The sequence below is a fragment of the Streptomyces sp. PR69 genome (genome assembly GCF_026420845.1).
GTDB lineage: Bacteria > Actinomycetota > Actinomycetes > Streptomycetales > Streptomycetaceae > Streptomyces.
Window position 1 is genome coordinate 1 of record NZ_JAOWCB010000049.1, and the last position, 20,752, is coordinate 20,752.

Here is a 20,752-nt window from a genome sequence, read left to right on the forward strand (position 1 = left end):
TATTGCGGGTGTGGGCGTTACACACCCCACCGTATGAGGTCGGCGAGGCTGCCGGTAAGGTCAGGGGGCATCGTAGGCACGTTCCCCACAGGAGGCCCCCGGGTGGAGGTCCAGGAGACTCGGGTCCAGACGGACCGGGTGCTCACCATCCCCAACATCCTCAGCATGGCGAGACTCCTCGGCGTCCCGCTCTTCCTGTGGCTGATCCTCCGCCCCGAGTTCGGGGGGCCCAAGAGTGATGGCTGGGCGCTGCTGGTACTGGCGCTGAGCGGCGTCAGCGACTATCTCGACGGCAAGCTCGCCCGCCGCTGGAACCAGATCAGCAGCCTGGGGCGCATCCTGGATCCCGCCGCGGACCGGCTCTACATCCTGTCCACCCTGGTCGGGCTCACATGGCGGGAAATTCTTCCGCTCTGGCTCACCGTGGTTCTGCTGGCGAGAGAAGTGATGCTGCTGGTGATGGTGGGAATCCTCCGCCGCCATGGCTATCCGCCTCCCCAGGTGAACTTCCTTGGCAAGGCGGCCACCTTCAACCTCATGTATGCCTTCCCCTTGCTCCTCCTCAGCGATGGGACGGGGTGGCTTTCGTCACTCGCCGCGATTTTCGGATGGGCGTTCGCTGGATGGGGTACAACTCTGTATTGGTGGGCAGGGATCCTCTACGTGGTCCAGGTCCGCCGACTCGTCAAGGCGGACGCAGTGGCCGATTGACCTCGTCGATGCGGTGCCGTGCAGTGTCGCCGGCCGCGCATGACGCCAGAGGAGCTTCCCGGGCGGGCGAAGTCGGCTAACCGTCGTCTCTTCAAGGAGGACGCTTCCGACATGAAGGCCGTCGTGATGGCCGGAGGCGAAGGCACCCGCCTTCGCCCGATGACCTCGAGCATGCCCAAGCCGCTTCTGCCGGTCGCCAACCGGCCGATCATGGAGCATGTGCTGCGGTTGCTCAAACGGCATGGGCTCAACGAGACCGTCGTCACCGTGCAGTTTCTCGCGTCGCTGGTCAAGAACTACTTCGGCGACGGCGAAGAGCTTGGAATGGAGCTCACCTACGCCAACGAGGAGAAGCCTCTCGGCACGGCAGGCAGTGTGAAGAATGCCGAGGAGGCGCTGAAGGACGATACCTTCCTCGTCATTTCCGGTGATGCGCTCACCGACTTCGACCTCACCGATCTGATCTCCTTCCACAAGGAGAAGGGCGCTCTTGTCACGGTGTGTCTGACTCGTGTGCCGAATCCCCTGGAATTCGGCATCACCATCGTCGACGAAGAGGGAAAGGTCGAGCGCTTCCTGGAGAAGCCGACCTGGGGACAGGTCTTCTCCGACACCGTGAACACCGGCATCTATGTCATGGAGCCCGAGGTGTTCGACTACGTCGAGCCGGATGTTCCGGTGGACTGGTCGGGCGATGTCTTCCCCCAGCTCATGAAGGAAGGCAAGCCGATCTACGGCTATGTCGCCGAGGGCTACTGGGAGGACGTCGGCACGCACGAGAGCTATGTCAAAGCACAGGCGGATGTGCTCGAAGGCAAGGTCGACGTGGAGATCGACGGATTTGAGATCTCCCCGGGCGTCTGGGTGGCGGAAGGGGCCGAGGTACACCCGGATGCCGTACTCCGCGGACCGCTCTACATCGGCGACTACGCCAAGGTGGAGGCTGATGTCGAGATCCGCGAGCACACGGTCGTAGGCTCCAATGTGGTCGTCAAGAGCGGCGCCTTCCTTCATAAGGCCGTCGTCCATGACAACGTATATGTGGGTCAGCACAGCAATCTGCGCGGCTGTGTGATCGGCAAGAACACCGACCTCATGCGTGCTGCCCGCATCGAGGACGGCGCCGTGATCGGGGACGAGTGCCTCATCGGCGAAGAATCGATCGTCCAGGGCAATGTGCGGGTCTATCCGTTCAAGACCATCGAGGCCGGCGCCTTCGTCAATACATCGGTCATCTGGGAGTCCAGAGGACAGGCGCATCTCTTCGGAGCCCGTGGCGTGTCCGGAATCCTCAATGTCGAGATCACTCCCGAGCTGGCCGTGCGGCTGGCCGGGGCGTATGCGACGACATTGAAGAAGGGGGCCACGGTCACCACCGCCCGTGACCACTCACGTGGCGCACGCGCCCTCAAGCGGGCGGTGATCTCCGCGCTGCAGGCCAGCGCCATCGACGTACGCGATCTGGAGAATGTCCCGCTGCCCGTGGCCCGGCAGCAGACCGCACGAGGCAGTGCCGGCGGCATCATGATCCGGACCTCGCCGGGTGTGCCCGACTCCGTGGACATCATGTTCTTCGACGAGCGCGGCGCGGATCTTTCGCAGGCCGGGCAGCGCAAGCTCGACCGCGTCTATGCCCGCCAGGAGTACCGGCGGGCCTTCCCCGGAGAGATCGGGGATCTGCACTTCCCGTCGAGCGTCTTCGACTCGTACACCGGCTCCCTGCTGCGGAACGTGGACACCTCGGGGATCGCCGAGTCGGGGCTGAAGGTCGTCATCGACGCCTCCAACGGCAGCGCCGGGCTGGTTCTGCCCAGCCTGCTCGGACGGCTTGGAGTGGACTCGCTGACGATCAATCCGGGGCTCGACGAGTCCCGGCCAACGGAGTCGGCCGAGACCCGGCGTTCCGGACTGGTGCGGCTCGGCGAGATCGTTGCCTCGGCGCGCGCCGCCTTCGGAGTGCGCTTCGACCCCGTGGGCGAGCGGCTCTCCCTGGTGGACGAGCGGGGCGAGATCGTCGAGGACGACCGTGCACTGCTGGTGATGCTCGACCTGGTGGCGGCCGAGCGGCGCAGCGGTCGGGTGGCTCTGCCGGTGACCACGACCAGGATCGCCGAGCAGGTGGCCGCGTACCACGGCACTCAGGTGGAGTGGACGACCACGTCCCCCGATGATCTGACGCGTGTCGGACGGGAGGACAGCACGATCTTCGGCGGTGACGGCCGGGGCGGCTTCATCGTGCCGGAGTTCAGCAGCGTCTTCGACGGGGCCGCGGCCTTTGTACGGCTGATCGGACTGGTCGCCCGTACGCAGCTCACACTGAGCCAGATCGACGCGCGGATTCCGCGCGCCCATGTGCTCAAGCGGGATCTGGCGACCCCCTGGGCCGTGAAGGGGCTGGTGATGCGCAGGGTCGTCGAGGCGGCGGGGGACCGGCATGTGGACACCACCGACGGCGTACGGGTGGTGGAGGCAGACGGACGGTGGGTGATGGTGCTCCCCGACCCGGCCGAAGCCGTCACCCATCTGTGGGCCGAGGGCCCCGACGACGCGTCGGCCCAGTCCCTGCTCGACGAGTGGTCCGCCGTCGTCGACAGCGCAGGTCGCTAGCGCAACACCCAGCCGTGAGACCGGTACGCCGGAAGGGAGCGCGGGGCCGCTTCCGGCGTACCGGTGGGGCCATTCGGCGGTAGCGGCTGCGACGTGCGACGATGTGCGGCATGTCGCAGCAGCCCCCCGTTCGGAGCACTGGCTCCGCGCCGCCCACGCGCCCCGATGCGTCGATGTCGCTGCTGACCAATGTCATGGAGCACAGCCTCGACGACGGGTATGCGGAGGCCGCGGCGCGCCGGGATGCGGAGGGCGGCGGTCTGCCCCGGACTCTGCGGGCCAAGCTCGGCCTCGCCGCCGGGCTGGTGCTGGCCGCCGCGGTGGTCACGGTGGGTGCGGCGCAGGCGCGGATATCGGCGCCGGTCGTGGCCAAGGAGCGCGAGGAGCTCATCGACCGGGTGGAGGCCGAGACCGCGGCGGCCGACGATCTCGAAGCTGATGTGGAGCACCTCCGTGCCCAGGTGGAGGAGCGGCAGCGCAGAGCCCTCCGGACGCAGGGCGGAGAGCAGGGGGATCTGGTTTCGCTGCTGTCCGGTGCGACCGCGGTGGAGGGGCCCGGCGTCAAGCTGGTCGTCGACGACGCCGAGTCGTCCGACCAGGGAGGCGGCGGGCCACGGGAGAGCAGCAGCTTCTCTGACACGGGCCGGGTGCGCGACCGCGATATGCAGCGGATCGTGAACGGGCTGTGGGAGTCCGGGGCCGAGGCTGTGGCGATCAACGGGCAGCGGCTGACGGCCCTGTCGGCGATCCGTGCCGCGGGCGACGCCATACTGGTCGACAACAGGCCGCTGGTGCCGCCGTACACGGTGCTCGCGGTGGGGGACGGGAAGAGGCTGCGCACCGCATTCCAGGACAGCGCCGACGGACAGTACCTGCATGTCCTGAAGGAGAGTTTCGGCATCCGGTCCAAGATCTCCGACCAGGACAGGGTGAGTCTGCCGGCGGCGACGAGCCTGATCGTACGCATAGCAGAGCCGCAGTCCGCCGACGCCGGGAGCAGCGACGGGCGAGCGGCGGAAGAGACAGGGAAGGGCACATCGTGATCGCCGTACTGGGCCTCGTCGTGGGAGTCGTGGTCGGACTGTTCATCCGGCCCGAGGTGCCGGCCGTGGTCGAGCCCTATCTGCCGATCGCGGTCGTCGCCGCTCTCGACGCCGTCTTCGGCGGTCTGCGCGCCATGCTCGACGGGATCTTCGTGGACAAGGTCTTCGTCGTCTCGTTCCTGTCGAATGTGGTGGTGGCCGCCCTGATCGTGTTCCTGGGCGACAAGTTGGGCGTGGGCGCCCAGCTGTCGACGGGCGTCGTCGTGGTGCTGGGCATCCGGATCTTCTCCAACGCGGCCGCGATCCGGCGGCATGTCTTCCGGGCGTGAGGCCGATGAACCGCGAGCACCGCGAGAACCACGAGAACCGAGGCGGCGACCGGGACCGCCCGCTCGACGCGACCCCGGGGAGCCCCGGAAACCCGGAGAACAGCGGAAACCCGGAGAACGCCGGGACCCCCGGGGCCGCGGAGCAGCCGGCGCCCTTCGACCTGTCGAAGGCGCACCCCGCGACGGCCGGCGGCACGGGCACGGGCCCGGAGAAGCCGTCGGAAGCCCCCGCCCCCGCCCCCGACCGCGCGCCCGCGCCGGAGCCCCCGTCGGACCAGGAAGAACCGCAGCGGACGGGCCGGCAGCGGCTGCGCGAAGGGCTGTGGCCGCCGCGCGTCACCCGCGCCCAACTCATCGTCGCCGTCCTGCTGTTCGTCCTCGGTCTCGGTCTGGCCATCCAGGTGCGCTCCACGAGCGACAGCAGTGCGCTGCGCGGTGCACGCCAGGAGGACCTGGTGCGCATCCTCGACGAGATCGACAACCGCAGTGAGCGGCTCGAAGAGGAGAAGCAGCGGCTGGAGGACCAGCGCGCCGAACTGGAGAACAGCTCCGACCAGGCGGAAGAGGCACGGAGGCAGACGCGGCAGAAGGAGCAGCAGCTGGCGATCCTGGCCGGCACGGTGGCCGCGCAGGGGCCCGGCATCACGCTGACCATCGATGACACGCTCGGCGCGGTCGAGCCCGACGCGCTGCTGGACGCCATCCAGGAGCTGCGTGCGGCCGGTGCGGAGGCCATCCAGATCGATGACGTCCGCGTGGCAGCCGATACGTATCTCTCCGGGCGGGGCGGCGCCATCGAGGTGGACGGGAAGCCGGTGACGGCCCCGTACCGCTTCAAGGTCATCGGCAAGCCGCAGGACCTGGAGCCCGCTCTGAACATCCCGGGCGGAGTGGTGCAGACCTTGGAGAAGGAGCAGGCCACCGCCACTGTGACGCGGTCGGAGAAGATCGTTGTGAACGCCTTGCGACCCGAGAAGCGGCCTGACTACGCTCGGTCGTCGTCGCGGTGAGGCGGGGGAGCATGGGGGGCTCTGGACCCGGGCAGGAGGTAGCAGGGGGTCGCCGCATCACACAAGTGGTGCGTGGTGGAAACTGTCGGGTGGATACGGACGTTGTGAGGGTGTCCGGGTCGGCAGGTGTGTTCGTCGGGAGTTCGTCCTGCCCCACGGGCGGGTCTATTTCGGTCAAGGGGAAACGCCCGTGAAGTTGTTTGGGAAGTTGTTCGGCAAGAGCGCTCGCGAAGACGGCGGCAGCGCCAGGCATCGCGCACCGCGCCATGGCCAGACGGAGGAGCAGCGCGGAGAGCGGCCGCTGTTCCGGGACGAGATCAACGGTGACGGTGACATTTCGGGCAGGCCGGGCGCGTCGCCTGTTGACCCTGCCGGTGCCGGACGCATAGGTTTCGGGGAACCGTCAAGCTCGGGTACGGGTGGAGAGTTCGCCGCCGACCCGTATGCGACCAATCCCCACGCGGCCGCGCCGCGGCAGGAGGACCCGTCCATGTCGGCACTGCCGGTTTGCACCAGGTGCGGGCACCGCAATGCCGAGGCCAGCCGCTTCTGCTCCAACTGCGGCGCGCCCCTGCGCGGAGGCGCACCGGCGGAGCGCGCCTCGGAGACGACGTCGACGATCTCCATCTCCGGCCTTGAGGCGTACGACTCCGAGGTGACCGGGCAGACGGCGCTGCCGCCCCTGTCGCCCGAGGCCCAGGCCGCCGTCGACGCCCTGCCTCCGGGCTCGGCGCTGCTGGTGGTGCGGCGGGGCCCGAACTCGGGCAGCCGCTTCCTGCTGGACAGTGAGCTGACCACGGCCGGCCGTCATCCGGAGAGCGACATCTTTCTGGACGATGTGACGGTGTCCCGGCGTCATGTGGAGTTCAAGAGGGACGCCGAGGGGCGCTTCAGCGTCGCGGACGTCGGCAGCCTCAACGGCACATATGTCAACCGCGAGCGGATCGACTCCGTCCTTCTGTCGAACGGCGACGAGGTCCAGATCGGCAAGTACCGGCTGGTCTTCTACGGGAGCCAGCGGAGCTTGTAACCCGCCAAGCCCGCCAAGCAAGCCCGCCAAGCCTGCCAGGCCCGTCACACCCGTCAGGGAAGGCACATGCTGCGCACACCCACGGGCGGCGCCGGGAACGGCGCCGCTGCCGAGGCCGACCGGCTGATGAGCATCGGCACGGTGCTCGGGCGGCTGCGTGAGGAGTTCCCCGAGGTCACCATCTCCAAGATCCGGTTTCTGGAGGCGGAAGGGCTGGTGGAGCCGCAGCGCACACCCTCGGGGTACCGCAAGTTCACCCCGCAGGACGTGGAGCGGCTGGCGCAGGTGCTGCGCATGCAGCGTGATCACTATCTTCCGCTGAAAGTCATCCGCGAGCATCTCGAGGCGCAGAGCCGAGGCGAGGAGGTCCGGCTCCCCGGGCCCGCCGCGCCGCGCGAGCTGCTCGACGGCGACGCCTGGCGGACGGACGAGACGGCACGGCCCACCGCCGCCCGGGTGGGCCGCGCCGAGCTGCTCGCCGCCGCCGAGGTGAGCGCCGGGGAGCTGGACGAATGGGTCTCGTACGGGCTGATCGCCCCGGATGAGGACGGCGGCTTCGAGGCCGAGGCGGTCACGGCGGCGCGGCTGATCGCGGACCTGGGCAGATTCGGACTGGAGCCACGGCATCTTCGCGCCATGAAGGCCGCCGCGGAACGCGAGGCCGGACTTCTCGAACAAGTGGTCGCCCCGCTGCGGCGGCACCGGAATCCGCAGACCAGAGCGCATGCGGAGGCCACTGCCAGAGAACTGGCCGCGCTCTCTGTACGGCTCCATGCGGCGCTTGTCCAGAGCGCGCTCAGGGTAAGGCTTCACTGATCTTGTGAGGGCCCGACTATCCAAACCTGCCGAGCACGTCCTAGGGTTACTGTGTGAACGAGCTCGACGTTGTGGGTGTCCGGGTTGAAATGCCCTCGAACCAACCGATCGTGCTCCTGCGAGAAGTGGGAGGCGACCGGTACCTCCCCATCTGGATCGGACCAGGGGAGGCGACCGCCATCGCCTTCGCGCAGCAGGGGATGGTTCCTGCCCGGCCTCTGACGCACGACCTCTTCAAGGACGTGCTGGAGGCGGTGGGCCAGGAGCTCACCGAAGTACGCATCACCGACCTCCGGGAAGGCGTCTTCTACGCGGAGCTGGTCTTCGCCAGCGGTGTCGAGGTGAGTGCGCGGCCGTCCGACGCCATAGCGCTGGCGCTGCGCACAGGGACGCCGATCTACGGCAGTGACGGCGTGCTGGACGATGCGGGGATCGCCATCCCTGACGAGCAGGAGGACGAGGTGGAGAAGTTCCGCGAGTTCCTCGACCAGATCTCGCCCGAGGACTTCGGCACCAACAGCCAGTGACCCGCACCGGCCGCAGGTGACCCTGTCGGGAGCCGTATACGGCAGGGATTGCAGGGCGGCCGTGTGGCTCGACAGCGCATCCAAAAAGCCGTTCCCCGGCTTGGGGTACGGAAAACCACTCTCAGGGTGATTATCACTCGGCGTGCCGAGTGTGGCGATCGTTGACGCACCCCTGGCGACTGCCTACCGTCGAGAAGGCAGGTCAAGGACGGAGGTCGGCGTGAGAAACAGCGGCGACGGTACGGCTGGGGGCGGCCCCGGACGCAGTCTGGGGAAGAGCGGGCCGTATCCGCTTCACGACGGCGCGGCTCATGCCGATGCCGCCGACCCCGCGCCGGACACCATCGGCTACCGGGGGCCCACCGCGTGTGCCGCGGCGGGCATCACCTACCGGCAGCTGGACTACTGGGCGCGCACCGGACTGGTCGAGCCCAGCGTGCGGCCAGCGTATGGATCGGGGACTCAGCGCCTCTACAGCTTTCGCGACGTAGTCGTCCTGAAGATCGTCAAGCGTTTCCTGGACACCGGTGTCGCCCTGCAGAACATCAGGGCCGCGGTGCAGCACCTGCGGGATCGCGGCTTTCGGGACCTGGAGCGTATGACGCTGATGAGCGACGGCGCGACGGTGTACGAGTGCTCCTCGCCCGACGAGGTCGTCGATCTGCTCCAGGGCGGCCAGGGCGTGTTCGGCATCGCCGTGGGCGTGGTGTGGCGGGATGTGGAGGCCGCGCTCTCCCAGCTCCACGGGGAGCGGGTCGACACGGGCGAGACGCTGGTCGGGCACAATCCCGGCGATGAGCTGGCCAGGCGCAGACGCGACCGGGCGGTCTGACCTCCGGCGGAGCCGACGGCCCGGACGCCGATGTCGGCGTGGACGCCGTTGTCAGTGGTGTAGGGGAGCATCGGTGGTGTGAGAACCGCGCCGACGATTCTGCATCTCGACATGGATGCCTTCTACGCCGCAGCCGAGCAGGCGGCGAAGCCGAGTCTGCGCGGCAAGCCCGTGGTGGTGGGGGGACTCGGCCCGCGCGGCGTCGTCGCCACCGCCTCCTACGAGGCACGGCGCTTCGGCGTGCACTCGGCGATGCCGATGGCTCAGGCGAGGCGGCTCGCGCCGAACGCCGCGTATCTGGTGCCCCGCTTCTCCCTGTACCGCGCCGTGAGCGAGCAGGTGATGGAGCTGCTGGCGGCGCTGTCGCCGCTGGTGGAGCCGCTCAGTCTGGACGAGGCGTTCGTCGACCTGGAAGCCGGCGGCAGCGCGGACGACAGCGCGTCGGCGAGGGCGGCGGGGGAGCGGCTGCGCGCCGACATCCGCCGGGTCACCGGGCTGACCGGCTCGGTCGGCCTGGCCGGTTCCAAGATGCTCGCGAAGATCGCCTCCGAGCAGGCGAAACCGGACGGTCTGGTGCTCATCGAACCGGGCACGGAGCGGGAGCTGCTCGGCCCCCTGTCCGTACGGACGCTGCCGGGGGTCGGCCCCGCGACGGGTGAGCATCTGCGGCGCGCCGGGATGACGACGGTCGCGGATCTGGCGGAGGCCGGCGAAGACGAGCTGGTGCGCCTGCTGGGCAAGGCGCACGGGACCGCGCTGCACCATATGGCGCTGGGGCACGATGAGCGGCCCGTGGTGGCGGAGCGGGATGCGAAGTCGGTGTCGGTGGAGGACACCTTCGATGTGGATCTGCACGACCGGGTGCGGGTGCGCGGTGAGGTGGAGCGGCTCGCTGAGCGGTGCGTGCAGCGGCTCCGGGCCGCGGGGCGGTCCGGGCGGACGGTCGTGCTGAAAGTCCGCAGATTCGATTTTTCGACGCTCACGCGCTCGGAGACGCTGCGGGGGCCGACGGATGACCCCGCCGTGGTGCGGGAGGCCGCCGCGCGGCTGCTGGAGTCCGTGGACACGACCGGGGGCGTGCGGCTGCTGGGTGTCGGCGTGAGCGGGCTGGCCGACTATACGCAGGAGGATCTCTTCGCCCAGGCGGCGGCCGGGGCACACGGGGGAGAGGACGACGGGGTGGAGGCGTGTGCGGAGCCGCGGGAGGGGGGCGCGGGGCCGACGACGGAAGCGGAAGCGGAGCCGGGGCCGGGGCCGCTTGCCGGGCGGCGCTGGCTGGCCGGACATGATGTGCGCCATGCGCGCTATGGGGCGGGATGGGTGCAGGGCAGCGGCCTTGGGCGGGTGACCGTGCGCTTCGAGGAGCCGTGGTCGCCGCCGGGGCGGGTGCGGACGTTCGCGGTCGACGACCCCGAGCTGATGCCGGCGGAGCCGCTGCCGCTGCTCCGCCCGCCGCCGGAGCCGGGCGCGCCGCCGCGGGGCGGTCTGCCGCCGGGGGCCTCGGCGGCGTCGCGCGGTATCCCCGCGTAGGCGCGACGCGCGCGTCAGACCGGGCTCAGGGCGTTTTCCGCCCCGGGGGCTTCGTCCCCGGACCGCCTCCGGGATGGCAGGTGCTGTCGCCCTGTACCTCCAGCGCGGGGCTTTGCTCCGGGGAGCCCCTGCGGGGGCTGGCGATCCGTCCCTTCCCCGGAGCCGAGGCCTTCTCCCCGGTCTGGGGCGCGGGGCTCGCCCCCGTACCTCAAGTGCGGCGGCTTCGCTCTGGGACGTCTCCGGGGCGGGGTGGCGGGGTGGCTCCGCGCGGGCGAAGCCCCCGGAAACCCCCGTCAGTCCTCCTGGCCCGCCACGTGGCCGAAGGAGCGGTCGCCCGAAGCCGGGGGCTGCGGGGGCCCCGCGAGGTGGAGGCCGTAGTGGTGGTAGAGCTCCAGCTCCTGCTCGGGTGAGAGATGGCGGCCGACGCCGAAATCAGGGGCGTCCTTGATCAGGGAGCGTTCATAGGGGACGTGCAGGCTGTCGCCGACCACCTCGCTCGGCTCCAGCGGGACGAAGGCGTCGCGGCTGAACAGACCCGTGCGCACGGCGGCCCACTCCGGCACGCCCGTCGCATCGTCGAGATACACCTCGTCCACGGTCCCGATCTTGGCGCCATCGCGGTCGTACGCCTTGCGCCCGATCAGGCTGCGCGGATCGATATCGGTCTGCACGGTCCCTCCAACAGGTCGCAACTGCTCGCTACCACCACAAAACGGCATATCCGGGGCGTCGGCCACTTGAGCGATCGGCGAGGGACCGCGCTGGTACGCTGGCAAACGGCTGCTGACCCCGCGCGGGAGAGTCCGCCGGTGAAACCCGCCGGCGGCGCCGAAGGAGCAAATCCTCCCCGGAATCTCTCAGGCAACCAGTACCGCGCGGACGAGGTCACTCTGGAAAGAAGGGCGGACGTCGGACGGCATCCGCTCTCACCGACGGTGAAAGCCGGGGCGCCCGGACACGGGCGAGCCGGTGAAGCTCTCAGGTTGAGATGACAGAGGGGGAGGCCGTCCGGGCATCCGTGCCGCGATGCCCCTCGCAGGTCGTGTCAGACCAGGAGGCCTCCTTCATGACCGCCAACCGGATTCCGCTCTCCCAGCTGGAGCGCGGCACCCCCTTCGAGCAGCGCCACATCGGACCCGACGCCGAGGCTCAGGCCAAGATGCTGGCCCAGGTCGGCTATGGCTCCCTCGACGAGCTGACCGCCGCCGCGGTACCCGACGTGATCAAGAGCGCGGAGGCGCTGAACCTCCCCGGCGCCCGCACCGAGGCCGAGGTGCTGGCCGAGTTGCGCGCCCTCGCGGACCGGAACAAGGTCCTGACGCCCATGATCGGCCTGGGCTACTACGGCACCTTCACCCCGCCGGTGATCCTGCGCAACGTCATGGAGAACCCGGCCTGGTACACCGCGTACACCCCGTACCAGCCGGAGATCTCACAGGGCCGCCTGGAAGCGCTGCTGAACTTCCAGACGATGGTCGCCGATCTGACCGGCCTGCCCACCTCCGGCGCGTCGCTGCTCGACGAGGGCACCGCGGCCGCCGAGGCGATGGCGCTCTCCCGCCGCATCGGCAAGGTCAAGGACGGCGTCTTCCTGGTCGACGCCGACACCCTGCCGCAGACCCTCGCGGTCCTGCGGACCCGTGCCGAACCGACCGGCGTCGAGGTCGTCGCCGCCGATCTGAGCGACGGCATCCCCGCCGACCTCGCCGAGCGCGGCGTCTTCGGCGTGCTGCTCCAGTATCCGGGCGCCTCCGGCGCGGTCCGCGATCTGCGGCCGGTCATCGAGCAGGCCAAGGGCCTCGGCGCGATCGTCACCGTCGCCGCCGATCTGCTGGCGCTGACCCTGCTCACCTCCCCCGGCGAGCTGGGCGCGGACATCGCCGTCGGCACCACCCAGCGCTTCGGCGTCCCCATGGGCTTCGGCGGCCCGCACGCCGGCTATATGGCCGTCCGGGAGAAGTTCGCCCGCAGCCTGCCCGGACGCCTCGTCGGCGTCTCCGTCGACGCGGACGGGAACAAGGCCTACCGGCTGGCGCTGCAGACGCGCGAGCAGCACATCCGCCGGGAGAAGGCCACCAGCAACATCTGCACCGCCCAGGTGCTGCTCGCCGTGATGGCCGGCATGTACGCGGTCTACCACGGCCCCGAGGGCCTGCGGACCATCGCCCGGCGCACCCACCGCTACGCCGCGCTGCTCGCCGAGGGCCTGACGGCGGGCGGCGTCGAGGTCGTGCACAGCGCGTTCTTCGACACCCTCACCGTCAGGGTCCCCGGCCGCGCCGCCGAGGCAGTCGCCGCCGCCCGCGAGGCGGGTGTCAACCTCCGCCTCGTCGACGCCGACCAGGTCTCCCTGGCCTGCGACGAGACCACCGGCCGCGCCCAGCTCGCCGCCGTCTGGTCCGCCTTCGGCGTGGAGGCCGACGCCGAGGCGCTGGACGCCACGACCGAGGACCGGCTGCCGGCCGCGCTGCTGCGCGGCGACGCGTACCTCACCCACCCCGTCTTCCACCAGCACCGCTCAGAGACCGCGATGCTGCGCTATCTGCGCCGGCTCGCCGACCGCGACTACGCGCTGGACCGCGGCATGATCCCGCTCGGCTCCTGCACCATGAAGCTGAACGCGACGGCCGAGATGGAACCGGTGACCTGGCCGGAGTTCGGCCAGATGCACCCGTTCGCCCCCGTGGAGCAGGCCCAGGGCTACCTCACGCTCATCCATGAGCTGGAGGAACGTCTCAGCGAGGTCACCGGCTACGACAAGGTGTCCATCCAGCCCAACGCCGGTTCTCAGGGCGAGCTGGCCGGACTCCTCGCCGTACGCGCCTACCACCGGGCGAGCGGCGACGAGCAGCGCACCATCTGCCTCATCCCGTCCTCCGCCCACGGCACCAATGCGGCGAGCGCCGTGATGGCCGGGATGAAGGTCGTCGTCGTGAAGACCGCGGACGACGGCGAGATCGATGTCGCGGACCTGCGCGCGAAGATCGAGCAGTACCGCGATGAACTGGCCGTGCTGATGATCACGTACCCGTCCACGCATGGCGTGTTCGAGGAGCACGTCGCCGACATCTGCGCCCAGGTGCACGACGCCGGCGGCCAGGTGTACGTCGACGGGGCCAACCTCAACGCGCTGGTCGGGCTGGCCAAGCCGGGCAAGTTCGGCGGCGACGTCTCGCATCTGAATCTGCACAAGACCTTCTGCATCCCGCACGGCGGCGGCGGCCCGGGCGTGGGCCCGGTCGGCGTGCGCGCCCACCTCGCCCCGTACCTGCCCAACCACCCGCTGCAGCCGACGGCCGGCCCGGAGACGGGCGTCGGCCCGATCTCGGCCGCCCCGTGGGGCTCGGCCGGCATCCTGCCGATCTCCTGGGCGTACGTCCGGCTGATGGGCGGCGAGGGTCTCAAGCGCGCCACCCAGGTGGCGGTGCTCGCGGCGAACTACATCGCCAAGCGTCTTGAGCCGCACTACCCGGTGCTCTACACGGGCCCCGCCGGGCTGGTCGCCCACGAGTGCATCGTGGACCTGCGGCCGATCTCCAAGGCGACCGGCGTCAGCGTTGACGACATCGCCAAGCGGCTGATCGACTATGGCTTCCACGCTCCGACGATGTCGTTCCCGGTCGCCGGGACGCTGATGATCGAGCCGACCGAGAGCGAGGACCTCGCCGAGCTCGACCGGTTCATCGACACGATGATCGCGATCCGCGGGGAGATCGAGAAGGTCGCCGGCGGCGAGTGGCCCGCCGAGGACAACCCGCTGCGCAACGCCCCGCACACGGCGGCCGCGCTGGGCGGCGCCTGGGAGCATCCGTACAGCCGTGAGGAGGCGGTCTTCCCGGCCGGGGTGAGCGCTGCGGACAAGTACTGGCCGCCGGTGCGCCGGATCGACGGCGCGTTCGGCGACCGCAATCTGGTCTGCTCCTGCCCGCCACTGGAGGAGTACGACGGCTGACGCGCCGCCCGGCACGCAGCGATAGGGGCCGGTCCGGAGTCACTCCGGGCCGGCCCTCGTCGTGTGCGGCGGTCCGCTCAGGCGGCCGTCATCACCGTGCCCGCTGCCAGCGGCCGGTGCGGTGCGATGATCTGCCCGTCCGGCAGCAGCTCGCCGGTGTCCTCGAACAGCAGCACGCCGTTGCACAGCAGGCTCCACCCCTGCTCCGGGTGGTGTGCGACGAGTCGTGCCGCCTCGCGGTCGGCGGAGTCGGCAGACGGGCAGGGCGGTTGGTGCTGGCACATGGCGGGGATCTTTCGCTGCGGTGTGGTGTCTGTGCTGCGGATCTCGGAGCTGTTCATGCCGTCCCCCGTGTGTGTGTCGGTCTGCTCCCAGTGTTGCCCCACGGGCGTCAATCCGCAGGGATTTCGCGACAGCGCTTCCTACTGCGTAGTGACGTGTCACCCGCGCGGACGGTTCAGTTCAACTGCACTGTCCTTTCGGATGGTTCACAGTGGTCGGTACGGGCTAGTCCTTTGCCGTCCTGCGGGGTGACCCGCGCCGGACAGGCGTACGCCCCGCGGCCGGTCGTGCCGGTCGGGCCGCGGGGCGCATAAGGGGGGGTGGTCAGGCCGTCTGGCCGAGCAGCGGACCCGGCGTGAGCCGGAGCGTCATCACGGGCAGCAGATCCGCCACCCGGCGGGGCCGGTGTGCGGCGATGCCCGGCGGGGCGGGGGCGAGCGGCACCAGGACGTCAGTGGGCGCGGGCACGCCCGCCGAGGCGTCGGCTTCCGTGTCCTGGTGGAGCCAGAGGGTGAGCATGTACAGCTCCGGGACGGACAGCAGACGCGGCTGGAAAGGCGTGCCCATGGACTCGGCCATGGATTCGGCCTGGCGCAGCGCCCGCTCGGTGGAGCCGAGATAGGGCCCTTCGAAGAAGTGCGAGAACGCCCATCCGTCGGGCGTCAGCATCGTCTCCGCGGCGGCCACGGCACGGCCGCCGCCGCGGATGAGGAAGCGCCATCCGGCGAGGCGGGTGCTGGGCGTGCGCCCGGCTGGGGCGATCTGGTCCAGGACGTGCACGGGCAGGGGGAGTTCGGGGGTCAGCGGTCCCTGTGCGGACCGCAGGGCGGGGGTGCGGTCCTCACGGACGGCGGTCGGGGAACCGAGTGCCGCGAGGACGCTGCGCAGGGCGGGGGCGGGGGCCGGGGGGATGTGCAGCGGCATGGTGGGTCGCCTCTCACGTCGGAGACACGGTGGAGCGGGGGGCACGTGCGGACGGCGCTGTCGGAGTGCGGGGTCAGAGGGGGCCGGAAAGAGCCATCGGGCCCTCGGCGGGACGCCAACTCTCTGCCTCGTTCGCGAAGTTTATACGACACGTGTTCACAGGGTGTTTCGGCTAGCGCTCGCGCATATTGCGGTCAAGGCGGGATCCGGCCTGCGGAACGCACCATTTCTGCGGATTTTCCGAAGGCTTTGACGTGATGGCCTGCCAGGTCGGCTCCGGCGTGGTAGGCCGAAATCAACCGGTGCAATTCACTTGGCATTCGGCACCTGTATGTGCACATCCCATCATGCCGCTGGAATGTGCCCCTTGAGCCCCTCTTCCAGCCTACCGTTCGCCGGCCCTCGGCGGGGCGTTATCGATCAGTCAGTCTGGGCATTATCGTCCGTGACGCGAGCGGCCTGTGCCGCGTGGCTGCCCACTCGGGGAGGGACGCTTCGATGGGTGAGAGGGTCGAGGGATGTGACCTGCACGATCGGCATATGTACCGGCGGAAGCTGCATGACTGTCTTGAGGGGCTCGGCAGACTGCTGGACCAGAAGAGGTTCGACCGCCCCCGGAATCTCATGGGGCTTGAGATCGAGCTGAATCTTGCGGGCCCCGACGGCCTGCCGAGGATGATGAATGCTCAAGTGCTGGAGCGCATCGCAAGTCGCGATTTCCAGACCGAGCTTGGGATGTTCAATCTCGAAGTGAACATCGTGCCGCACCGGCTCGCCGGACGTGTTCTCGACCAGCTCGCGGAGGAGTTGCGCACGGGACTTGGATACGCGCATCGCAAAGCCGCGGAACTCGGCGCGGGAATCGTGATGATCGGCATTCTGCCCACCCTTGCGCAGCACGATCTGGTCTCCGCCAACTTCTCGGAATCCGATCGGTACACCCTGCTCAACGATCAGATCGTGGCGGCGCGCGGTGAGGACTTCGCACTCGACATCGCCGGAGTGGAACAGCTGAGCTGCACTGCGACATCGATAGCGCCCGAAGCCGCCTGCACCTCCGTACAGCTCCATCTCCAGGTCACGCCGGCGCGTTTCGCGGACGTGTGGAACGCCGCGCAGGCGGCGGCCGCCGTGCAGATAGCGGTGGGAGCCAACTCACCCTTTCTGTTCGGCCGGGAGCTGTGGCGCGAGTCCCGCCCGCCGCTGTTCCAGCAGGCGACCGACACCCGGCCGCCCGAGCTCCAGGCCCAGGGCGTACGCCCCAGGACCTGGTTCGGCGAGCGCTGGGTGACATCCCCGTACGAGCTGTTCGAGGAGAATCTCCGCTACTTCCCCGCACTCCTGCCGATCTGTGACGAAGAGGAGCCGCTGCGCGTCATCGACGCGGGAGGCGTGCCGAAGCTGTATGAACTCGCGCTGCACAACGGCACCGTCTACCGCTGGAACCGTCCGGTGTACGGAGTGGTCGACGGAGTCCCCCATCTGCGGGTGGAGAACCGGGTGCTGCCCGCGGGGCCCACGGTCACCGATGTCATCGCCAACGCCGCCTTCTACTACGGACTGGTGCGCGCCCTCGCCGACGAGTCACGGCCGGTGTGGCACCGGCTGCCCTTCGCCGCGGCGGCCGAGAACTTCGACCTCGCGTGCCGCCACGGCATCGACGCGGAGCTGCGCTGGCCGCGTCCCGGCCGGGGCGGAGGCGTCACCACGGTGCCGGCGGTGAAGCTCGTGCTCGATGAGCTGCTGCCGCTCGCGGCCGCGGGGCTCGACGCGTGGAATGTCGAGCCCGCCGACCGCGATCTGTATCTGGGCGTCATTGAGGAGCGCTGCAGGCGGGGGGTCAATGGGGCGTCGTGGCAGACGGAGTGCTATTACCGTGCGGTGGAGGGCGGGCTGGAGCGGGAGGCCGCGTTGGCGGCCGTGACCCGGTGGTATTGCGAGCTGGCGCGCGAGGGCGGGCCTGTGCACACCTGGCCGATCGGCCCGCCGTAGGGCTGTGCCCCGGGGCTTTACGGGGGCTCCGCCCCCGGGCCCCCGCGCCTTCCGGGGGCACCCCACGGGGCTGGGTTTGTGGCTCGTGTGCCTCAAGCGTCGGCGAGGCTCCGCCCCCGGGCCCCCGCGCCGCAATCGCCGGCGAGGCTTGGTTTCTGGCTCTTGCGCCTCAATCGCCGGCGCGGCTGGATTTCTGGCTCCCGCGCCTTGAGCGTCGGCGGGGCTGGGTTTCTGGACCCCGCGCCTCAGGCTCCCTCAGCTACTGCTGGGAGGTGGCCGCACGGGGCTGGGTTTTCCAGCCCGTCTGGGGGAGTTTGAGGACACGGCCTTCAGGCCGTACCGGGGGGCCGGGGGCGAAGCCCCCGTAAATCAACCCCCGTGGGGTCTCCCCAGGGGTGCCCCTGGCGGCTCCTCCGAGGGGCCCCTGGGGGCACCGCCGTGAGTGTGCCCCGGACGGAGTCTCGGGAAGGAGCCGGGGGAGGTGGCTGGGAGCTTGAGGGCACGGCCTTCAGGCCGTACCGGGGCGAGCGGCGCGGAGCTGCCGCACCCTGGGGCGCGGGGCGGCAGCCCGCTGCCCCCTCCCCCGAAGGGGGGCTGGGGGCGGAGCCCCCAGTTAGTGGGACGCCGCACCCGGGTGAGTGGTCCTCGTCGCCGTCGGGCAAGCTGTGACCTCCCGGGGAACCGGGACGGGACTACGCTTCGGAGGCACGTGTGCGGCGGAGAGCGGCGGGACGGGTGGCTGAGACATCTCTTCACGACGGCGTCCGGCGACGCATCCTGACGCAGGAGACCATCCTGGTGCTCGCGCTCTCGCTGGGCGCGAGCGCGGTGTCGGCGCTGATCAGTTTTGTCGGTTCGGTCACCAGGCCCGGCGGGCTCAAGGAGCAGGCGGCCACGCTCAACTCCTCGTATGCGCCCGGGCGGCCGTGGCTCGACCTGGCCTGGCAGCTCTTCGGCATCGCGACCGCGCTGGTGCCGGTGGCGCTCGTGGCGCATCTGCTGCTCCGGGAGGGGGCCGGGATACGCGCCATCGGCTTCGACTTCGCGCGGCCGCTCTCCGACCTCGGTCGGGGCGCCTTGATCGCGGCGGGCATCGGCAGCACCGGGCTCGCCTTCTATCTGGGCGCCCGAGCGGGCGGCTTCAATCTGACGGTCGTGCCGGAGAATCTGCCCGACGTGTGGTGGAAGTTCCCCGTGCTGATCGCTTCCGCGCTGCAGAACTCCGTCGTCGAGGAGGTCATCGTCGTCGGCTATCTGCTGCGCAGGCTGGACCAGTTGGGGTGGACGCCATGGGCTGCGCTGGTCGCGAGCTCGGTTCTGCGCGGCTCGTACCACCTGTACCAGGGGATCGGCGGCTTCCTTGGCAATATGGCCATGGGTGTGGTGTTTGTGCTGCTGTACCGGCGCTGGGGGCGCGTCGGACCGCTGGTCGTCGCCCATGCGCTTCTCGACATCGTGGCGTTCGTGGGGTACGCGCTGCTGGCGGGGAGGGTGAGCTGGCTGCCGACCGCCTGACGTGATGCGGGCGGGCGGCCTCGGGGGCGTACGGCATCCGGACCGTACGCCCCCGAGGCATTCGGTCAGGGCGCCGTCAGCAGCTCGCCGTCGATCACCGTCATGGCGCGGCCGGTCAGCAGGGTGCGGTCGCCGCGCAGTGCGGTCCTGACGAGGCCGGAGCGGGCGGAAGCCTGCAGGCCGGTCAGCTCGTCCCGGCCGAGCCGCGCGCACCAGAACGGGGCCAGTGCCGTGTGCGCACTGCCCGTGACCGGGTCCTCGTCGATGCCCATGAGCGGGAAGAACGCGCGGGAGACGAAGTCATGGCCGGCGGCCGGGTCCGCGGCCGCCGCCGTGACGATCACTCCCCGCTCGGAGTAGGGCGTCAGCTCCGCGAAATCGGGTGCCAGGCTCCGTACAGCCTCCTCGTCGGCCAGTTCCACGAGCAGATCGCCGATGTGCGGGGCGGTGCCGTGGACGGAGATCACCTTCGCGCCGAGCGCCTCGGGCAGACCGTCCGGGGTCTGTATCGGCGTCACCGGCGAGGTGGGGAAGTCCAGGGTGAGGGTGCCGTCGTCATCGGCGGTGGCGGAGAGGACGCCGCAGCGCGCGGCGAACCGCACCGTGCCGGCCGCGGCGCCGGTGGTGCGCAGCACATGGGCCGTGGCCAGCGTCGCATGGCCGCACATGTCGACCTCGGTGACGGGGGTGAACCAGCGCAGCGCCCAGTCCGCCTCGCCGCCCGGCGACAGGGGGTGGGCGAAGGCGGTCTCGGAGTGATTCACCTCCGCTGCCACGCTCTGCAGCCAGGCGTCGTCGGGGAAGCCCTCGGGGCCGAAGAGCACGACTCCCGCGGGGTTGCCGGTGAAGGGCCGGTCGGTGAACGCGTCGACGATTCGAATCCGCATGGGGAGGACCGTAGACGCGGGGCGCAGCCGTGGGCCAAGGCCAATTCGGCGGTACTGGCATCGGGGTTTGCCGTAAGAAGTATCCCGATATATCGTTGACGCATCGCGACAGATCAACGATGGAAGGAGTGCGTGATGCGTTCGCAGGGACACGGACATGGTCATGGCCGCGGGCATGGACACTGCGGGCCCGGCCATCAGGGCTGGGGCGAGTACGAGGGGCGGCGCGGGGCCTTCGGTCCGTTCGGGCCGCCGTTCGGCGGGCCTTTCGGGGGCCCGTTCGGAAGCGGCCGCGGTCGCGGCGGCGGCCGGGGAAGGGCGCGGCGCGGTGATGTGCGCGCCTCGATCCTGGCGCTGCTGAAGGATCGGCCGATGCACGGTTACGAGATGATCCAGGAGATCGGTGAGCGCAGCGGCGGGGCCTGGCGGCCCAGTCCCGGTTCGGTCTATCCGACGCTCCAGCTCCTGGAGGACGAAGGGCTGATCGTCAGCGAGAGCGAGGGCGGCAAGAAGCTGTTCACGCTCACCGAGTCCGGCCGGGCCGAGGCCGAATCCGGGCCGGAGGCCCCCTGGGAGGAGGCCGGGCGCGGAGTCGACTGGGACACGGTCAACGAGATCCGGCAGGCCGGCTTCGGTCTGATGGAGGCGTTCGGGCAGGTCTGGAAGACCGGGGACGCCGACCAGCGGCAGAAGGCCGTCGCCGTCATCAACGAGGCGCGAAAGAAGCTCTATCTCATCCTCGCCGACGAGCACTGACGGCGCTCG

At 70.1% G+C, this 20,752-nt stretch carries 18 protein-coding genes and 1 riboswitch; of the genes, 14 read left to right on the forward strand and 4 right to left on the reverse strand.

Annotated elements, in window-relative coordinates:
- Nucleotides 1-102: 102 nt before the first annotated feature.
- The 10 genes from OF819_RS27325 (at nucleotide 103) to OF819_RS27370 (ending at nucleotide 10,435) form a co-directional block, all read left to right on the forward strand.
- Nucleotides 103-711, forward strand: a complete 609-nt coding sequence (locus tag OF819_RS27325) for a CDP-alcohol phosphatidyltransferase family protein (protein WP_267246324.1) — start codon at nucleotides 103-105, stop codon at nucleotides 709-711.
- 111 nt (nucleotides 712-822) lie between these two features.
- Nucleotides 823-3,318: a mannose-1-phosphate guanyltransferase gene (locus tag OF819_RS27330; protein ID WP_267246325.1), complete on the forward strand. Its 2,496-nt coding sequence runs from the start codon at nucleotides 823-825 to the stop codon at nucleotides 3,316-3,318.
- A gap of 110 nt (nucleotides 3,319-3,428) precedes the next feature.
- Complete coding sequence (locus OF819_RS27335) at nucleotides 3,429-4,361, forward strand: DUF881 domain-containing protein (RefSeq protein ID WP_267246326.1); 933 nt, start codon at nucleotides 3,429-3,431, stop codon at nucleotides 4,359-4,361.
- Nucleotides 4,358-4,690 (forward strand): small basic family protein, encoded by a 333-nt coding sequence (locus OF819_RS27340; RefSeq protein WP_064068997.1) that lies wholly within the window; start codon nucleotides 4,358-4,360, stop codon nucleotides 4,688-4,690. The genes OF819_RS27335 and OF819_RS27340 overlap by 4 nt, the downstream gene beginning before the upstream one ends.
- A 5-nt stretch (nucleotides 4,691-4,695) precedes the next feature.
- A complete protein-coding gene (locus OF819_RS27345; RefSeq protein ID WP_416370637.1) occupies nucleotides 4,696-5,700 on the forward strand; it encodes a DUF881 domain-containing protein in 1,005 nt (334 codons plus the stop codon).
- Between the two features lie 82 nt (nucleotides 5,701-5,782).
- Nucleotides 5,783-6,730, forward strand: coding sequence for an FHA domain-containing protein (locus OF819_RS27350; protein WP_267246348.1), 948 nt, complete (start codon nucleotides 5,783-5,785; stop codon nucleotides 6,728-6,730).
- Between the two features lie 66 nt (nucleotides 6,731-6,796).
- Nucleotides 6,797-7,546 carry a MerR family transcriptional regulator gene (locus OF819_RS27355; RefSeq protein ID WP_267246328.1) on the forward strand — a complete coding sequence of 250 codons (750 nt, stop codon included), beginning with the start codon at nucleotides 6,797-6,799 and terminating at the stop codon, nucleotides 7,544-7,546.
- Nucleotides 7,547-7,599: 53 nt separating this feature from the next.
- Nucleotides 7,600-8,073: a bifunctional nuclease family protein gene (locus tag OF819_RS27360; protein ID WP_267246329.1), complete on the forward strand. Its 474-nt coding sequence runs from the start codon at nucleotides 7,600-7,602 to the stop codon at nucleotides 8,071-8,073.
- A 220-nt stretch (nucleotides 8,074-8,293) separates the two neighbouring features.
- Entirely contained in the window at nucleotides 8,294-8,905 is a 612-nt protein-coding gene (locus OF819_RS27365; RefSeq protein WP_267246330.1) for a MerR family transcriptional regulator, read from the forward strand.
- Nucleotides 8,906-8,983: 78 nt separating this feature from the next.
- Nucleotides 8,984-10,435 carry a DNA polymerase IV gene (locus tag OF819_RS27370; protein WP_267246331.1) on the forward strand — a complete coding sequence of 484 codons (1,452 nt, stop codon included), beginning with the start codon at nucleotides 8,984-8,986 and terminating at the stop codon, nucleotides 10,433-10,435.
- Between the two features lie 293 nt (nucleotides 10,436-10,728).
- On the opposite strand, the gene OF819_RS27375 is transcribed toward OF819_RS27370, so the two are convergent.
- The gene (locus OF819_RS27375) at nucleotides 10,729-11,106 is read right to left on the reverse strand and encodes a PRC-barrel domain-containing protein (protein WP_267246332.1); all 378 of its coding nucleotides are present in this window, start codon (nucleotides 11,104-11,106) and stop codon (nucleotides 10,729-10,731) included.
- 113 nt (nucleotides 11,107-11,219) lie between these two features.
- Nucleotides 11,220-11,319, forward strand: a riboswitch (glycine riboswitch).
- A 182-nt stretch (nucleotides 11,320-11,501) separates the two neighbouring features.
- Between OF819_RS27375 and gcvP the strand changes: the two genes are divergently transcribed.
- Nucleotides 11,502-14,387 (forward strand): aminomethyl-transferring glycine dehydrogenase, encoded by a 2,886-nt coding sequence (gcvP, locus tag OF819_RS27380; RefSeq protein WP_267246333.1) that lies wholly within the window; start codon nucleotides 11,502-11,504, stop codon nucleotides 14,385-14,387.
- Between the two features lie 77 nt (nucleotides 14,388-14,464).
- Here gcvP and OF819_RS27385 read toward each other — a convergent pair whose 3' ends face one another.
- Complete coding sequence (locus OF819_RS27385; protein ID WP_279928628.1) at nucleotides 14,465-14,671, reverse strand: DUF5999 family protein; 207 nt, start codon at nucleotides 14,669-14,671, stop codon at nucleotides 14,465-14,467.
- Between the two features lie 322 nt (nucleotides 14,672-14,993).
- Nucleotides 14,994-15,593, reverse strand: a complete 600-nt coding sequence (locus OF819_RS27390) for a hypothetical protein (RefSeq protein WP_267246335.1) — start codon at nucleotides 15,591-15,593, stop codon at nucleotides 14,994-14,996.
- Between the two features lie 498 nt (nucleotides 15,594-16,091).
- Here OF819_RS27390 and OF819_RS27395 point away from each other — a divergent pair, with 498 nt between their 5' ends.
- Together OF819_RS27395 and OF819_RS27400 are read left to right on the forward strand one after the other, a co-directional pair.
- The gene (locus tag OF819_RS27395; protein ID WP_267246336.1) at nucleotides 16,092-17,585 is read left to right on the forward strand and encodes a glutamate-cysteine ligase family protein; all 1,494 of its coding nucleotides are present in this window, start codon (nucleotides 16,092-16,094) and stop codon (nucleotides 17,583-17,585) included.
- Between the two features lie 735 nt (nucleotides 17,586-18,320).
- Complete coding sequence (locus OF819_RS27400; RefSeq protein ID WP_267246337.1) at nucleotides 18,321-19,100, forward strand: CPBP family intramembrane glutamic endopeptidase; 780 nt, start codon at nucleotides 18,321-18,323, stop codon at nucleotides 19,098-19,100.
- Nucleotides 19,101-19,165: 65 nt separating this feature from the next.
- On the opposite strand, the gene OF819_RS27405 is transcribed toward OF819_RS27400, so the two are convergent.
- On the reverse strand, nucleotides 19,166-19,987 hold the full coding sequence (locus OF819_RS27405) for a PhzF family phenazine biosynthesis protein (RefSeq protein ID WP_267246338.1): 822 nt from the start codon (nucleotides 19,985-19,987) through the stop codon (nucleotides 19,166-19,168).
- A 135-nt stretch (nucleotides 19,988-20,122) separates the two neighbouring features.
- On the opposite strand from OF819_RS27405, the gene OF819_RS27410 reads away from it, so the two are divergent.
- Nucleotides 20,123-20,743, forward strand: coding sequence for a PadR family transcriptional regulator (locus tag OF819_RS27410; RefSeq protein WP_267246339.1), 621 nt, complete (start codon nucleotides 20,123-20,125; stop codon nucleotides 20,741-20,743).
- The last annotated feature ends 9 nt before the right edge of the window (nucleotides 20,744-20,752 follow it).

What these genes read in the sequence shown, in the direction of transcription:
- OF819_RS27335 (WP_267246326.1), top strand. Translation starts at nt 3,429, where the DNA reads ATGTCGCAGCAGCCCCCCGTTCGGAGCACTGGCTCCGCGCCGCCCACG.
- OF819_RS27395 (WP_267246336.1), top strand. Translation starts at nt 16,092, where the DNA reads ATGGGTGAGAGGGTCGAGGGATGTGACCTGCACGATCGGCATATGTAC.
- gcvP (WP_267246333.1), top strand. Translation starts at nt 11,502, where the DNA reads ATGACCGCCAACCGGATTCCGCTCTCCCAGCTGGAGCGCGGCACCCCC.
- OF819_RS27385 (WP_279928628.1), bottom strand. Translation starts at nt 14,671, where the DNA reads ATGTGCCAGCACCAACCGCCCTGCCCGTCTGCCGACTCCGCCGACCGC.
- OF819_RS27355 (WP_267246328.1), top strand. Translation starts at nt 6,797, where the DNA reads ATGCTGCGCACACCCACGGGCGGCGCCGGGAACGGCGCCGCTGCCGAG.
- OF819_RS27330 (WP_267246325.1), top strand. Translation starts at nt 823, where the DNA reads ATGAAGGCCGTCGTGATGGCCGGAGGCGAAGGCACCCGCCTTCGCCCG.
- OF819_RS27410 (WP_267246339.1), top strand. Translation starts at nt 20,123, where the DNA reads ATGCGTTCGCAGGGACACGGACATGGTCATGGCCGCGGGCATGGACAC.
- OF819_RS27390 (WP_267246335.1), bottom strand. Translation starts at nt 15,593, where the DNA reads ATGCCGCTGCACATCCCCCCGGCCCCCGCCCCCGCCCTGCGCAGCGTC.
- OF819_RS27405 (WP_267246338.1), bottom strand. Translation starts at nt 19,987, where the DNA reads ATGCGGATTCGAATCGTCGACGCGTTCACCGACCGGCCCTTCACCGGC.
- OF819_RS27345 (WP_416370637.1), top strand. Translation starts at nt 4,696, where the DNA reads ATGAACCGCGAGCACCGCGAGAACCACGAGAACCGAGGCGGCGACCGG.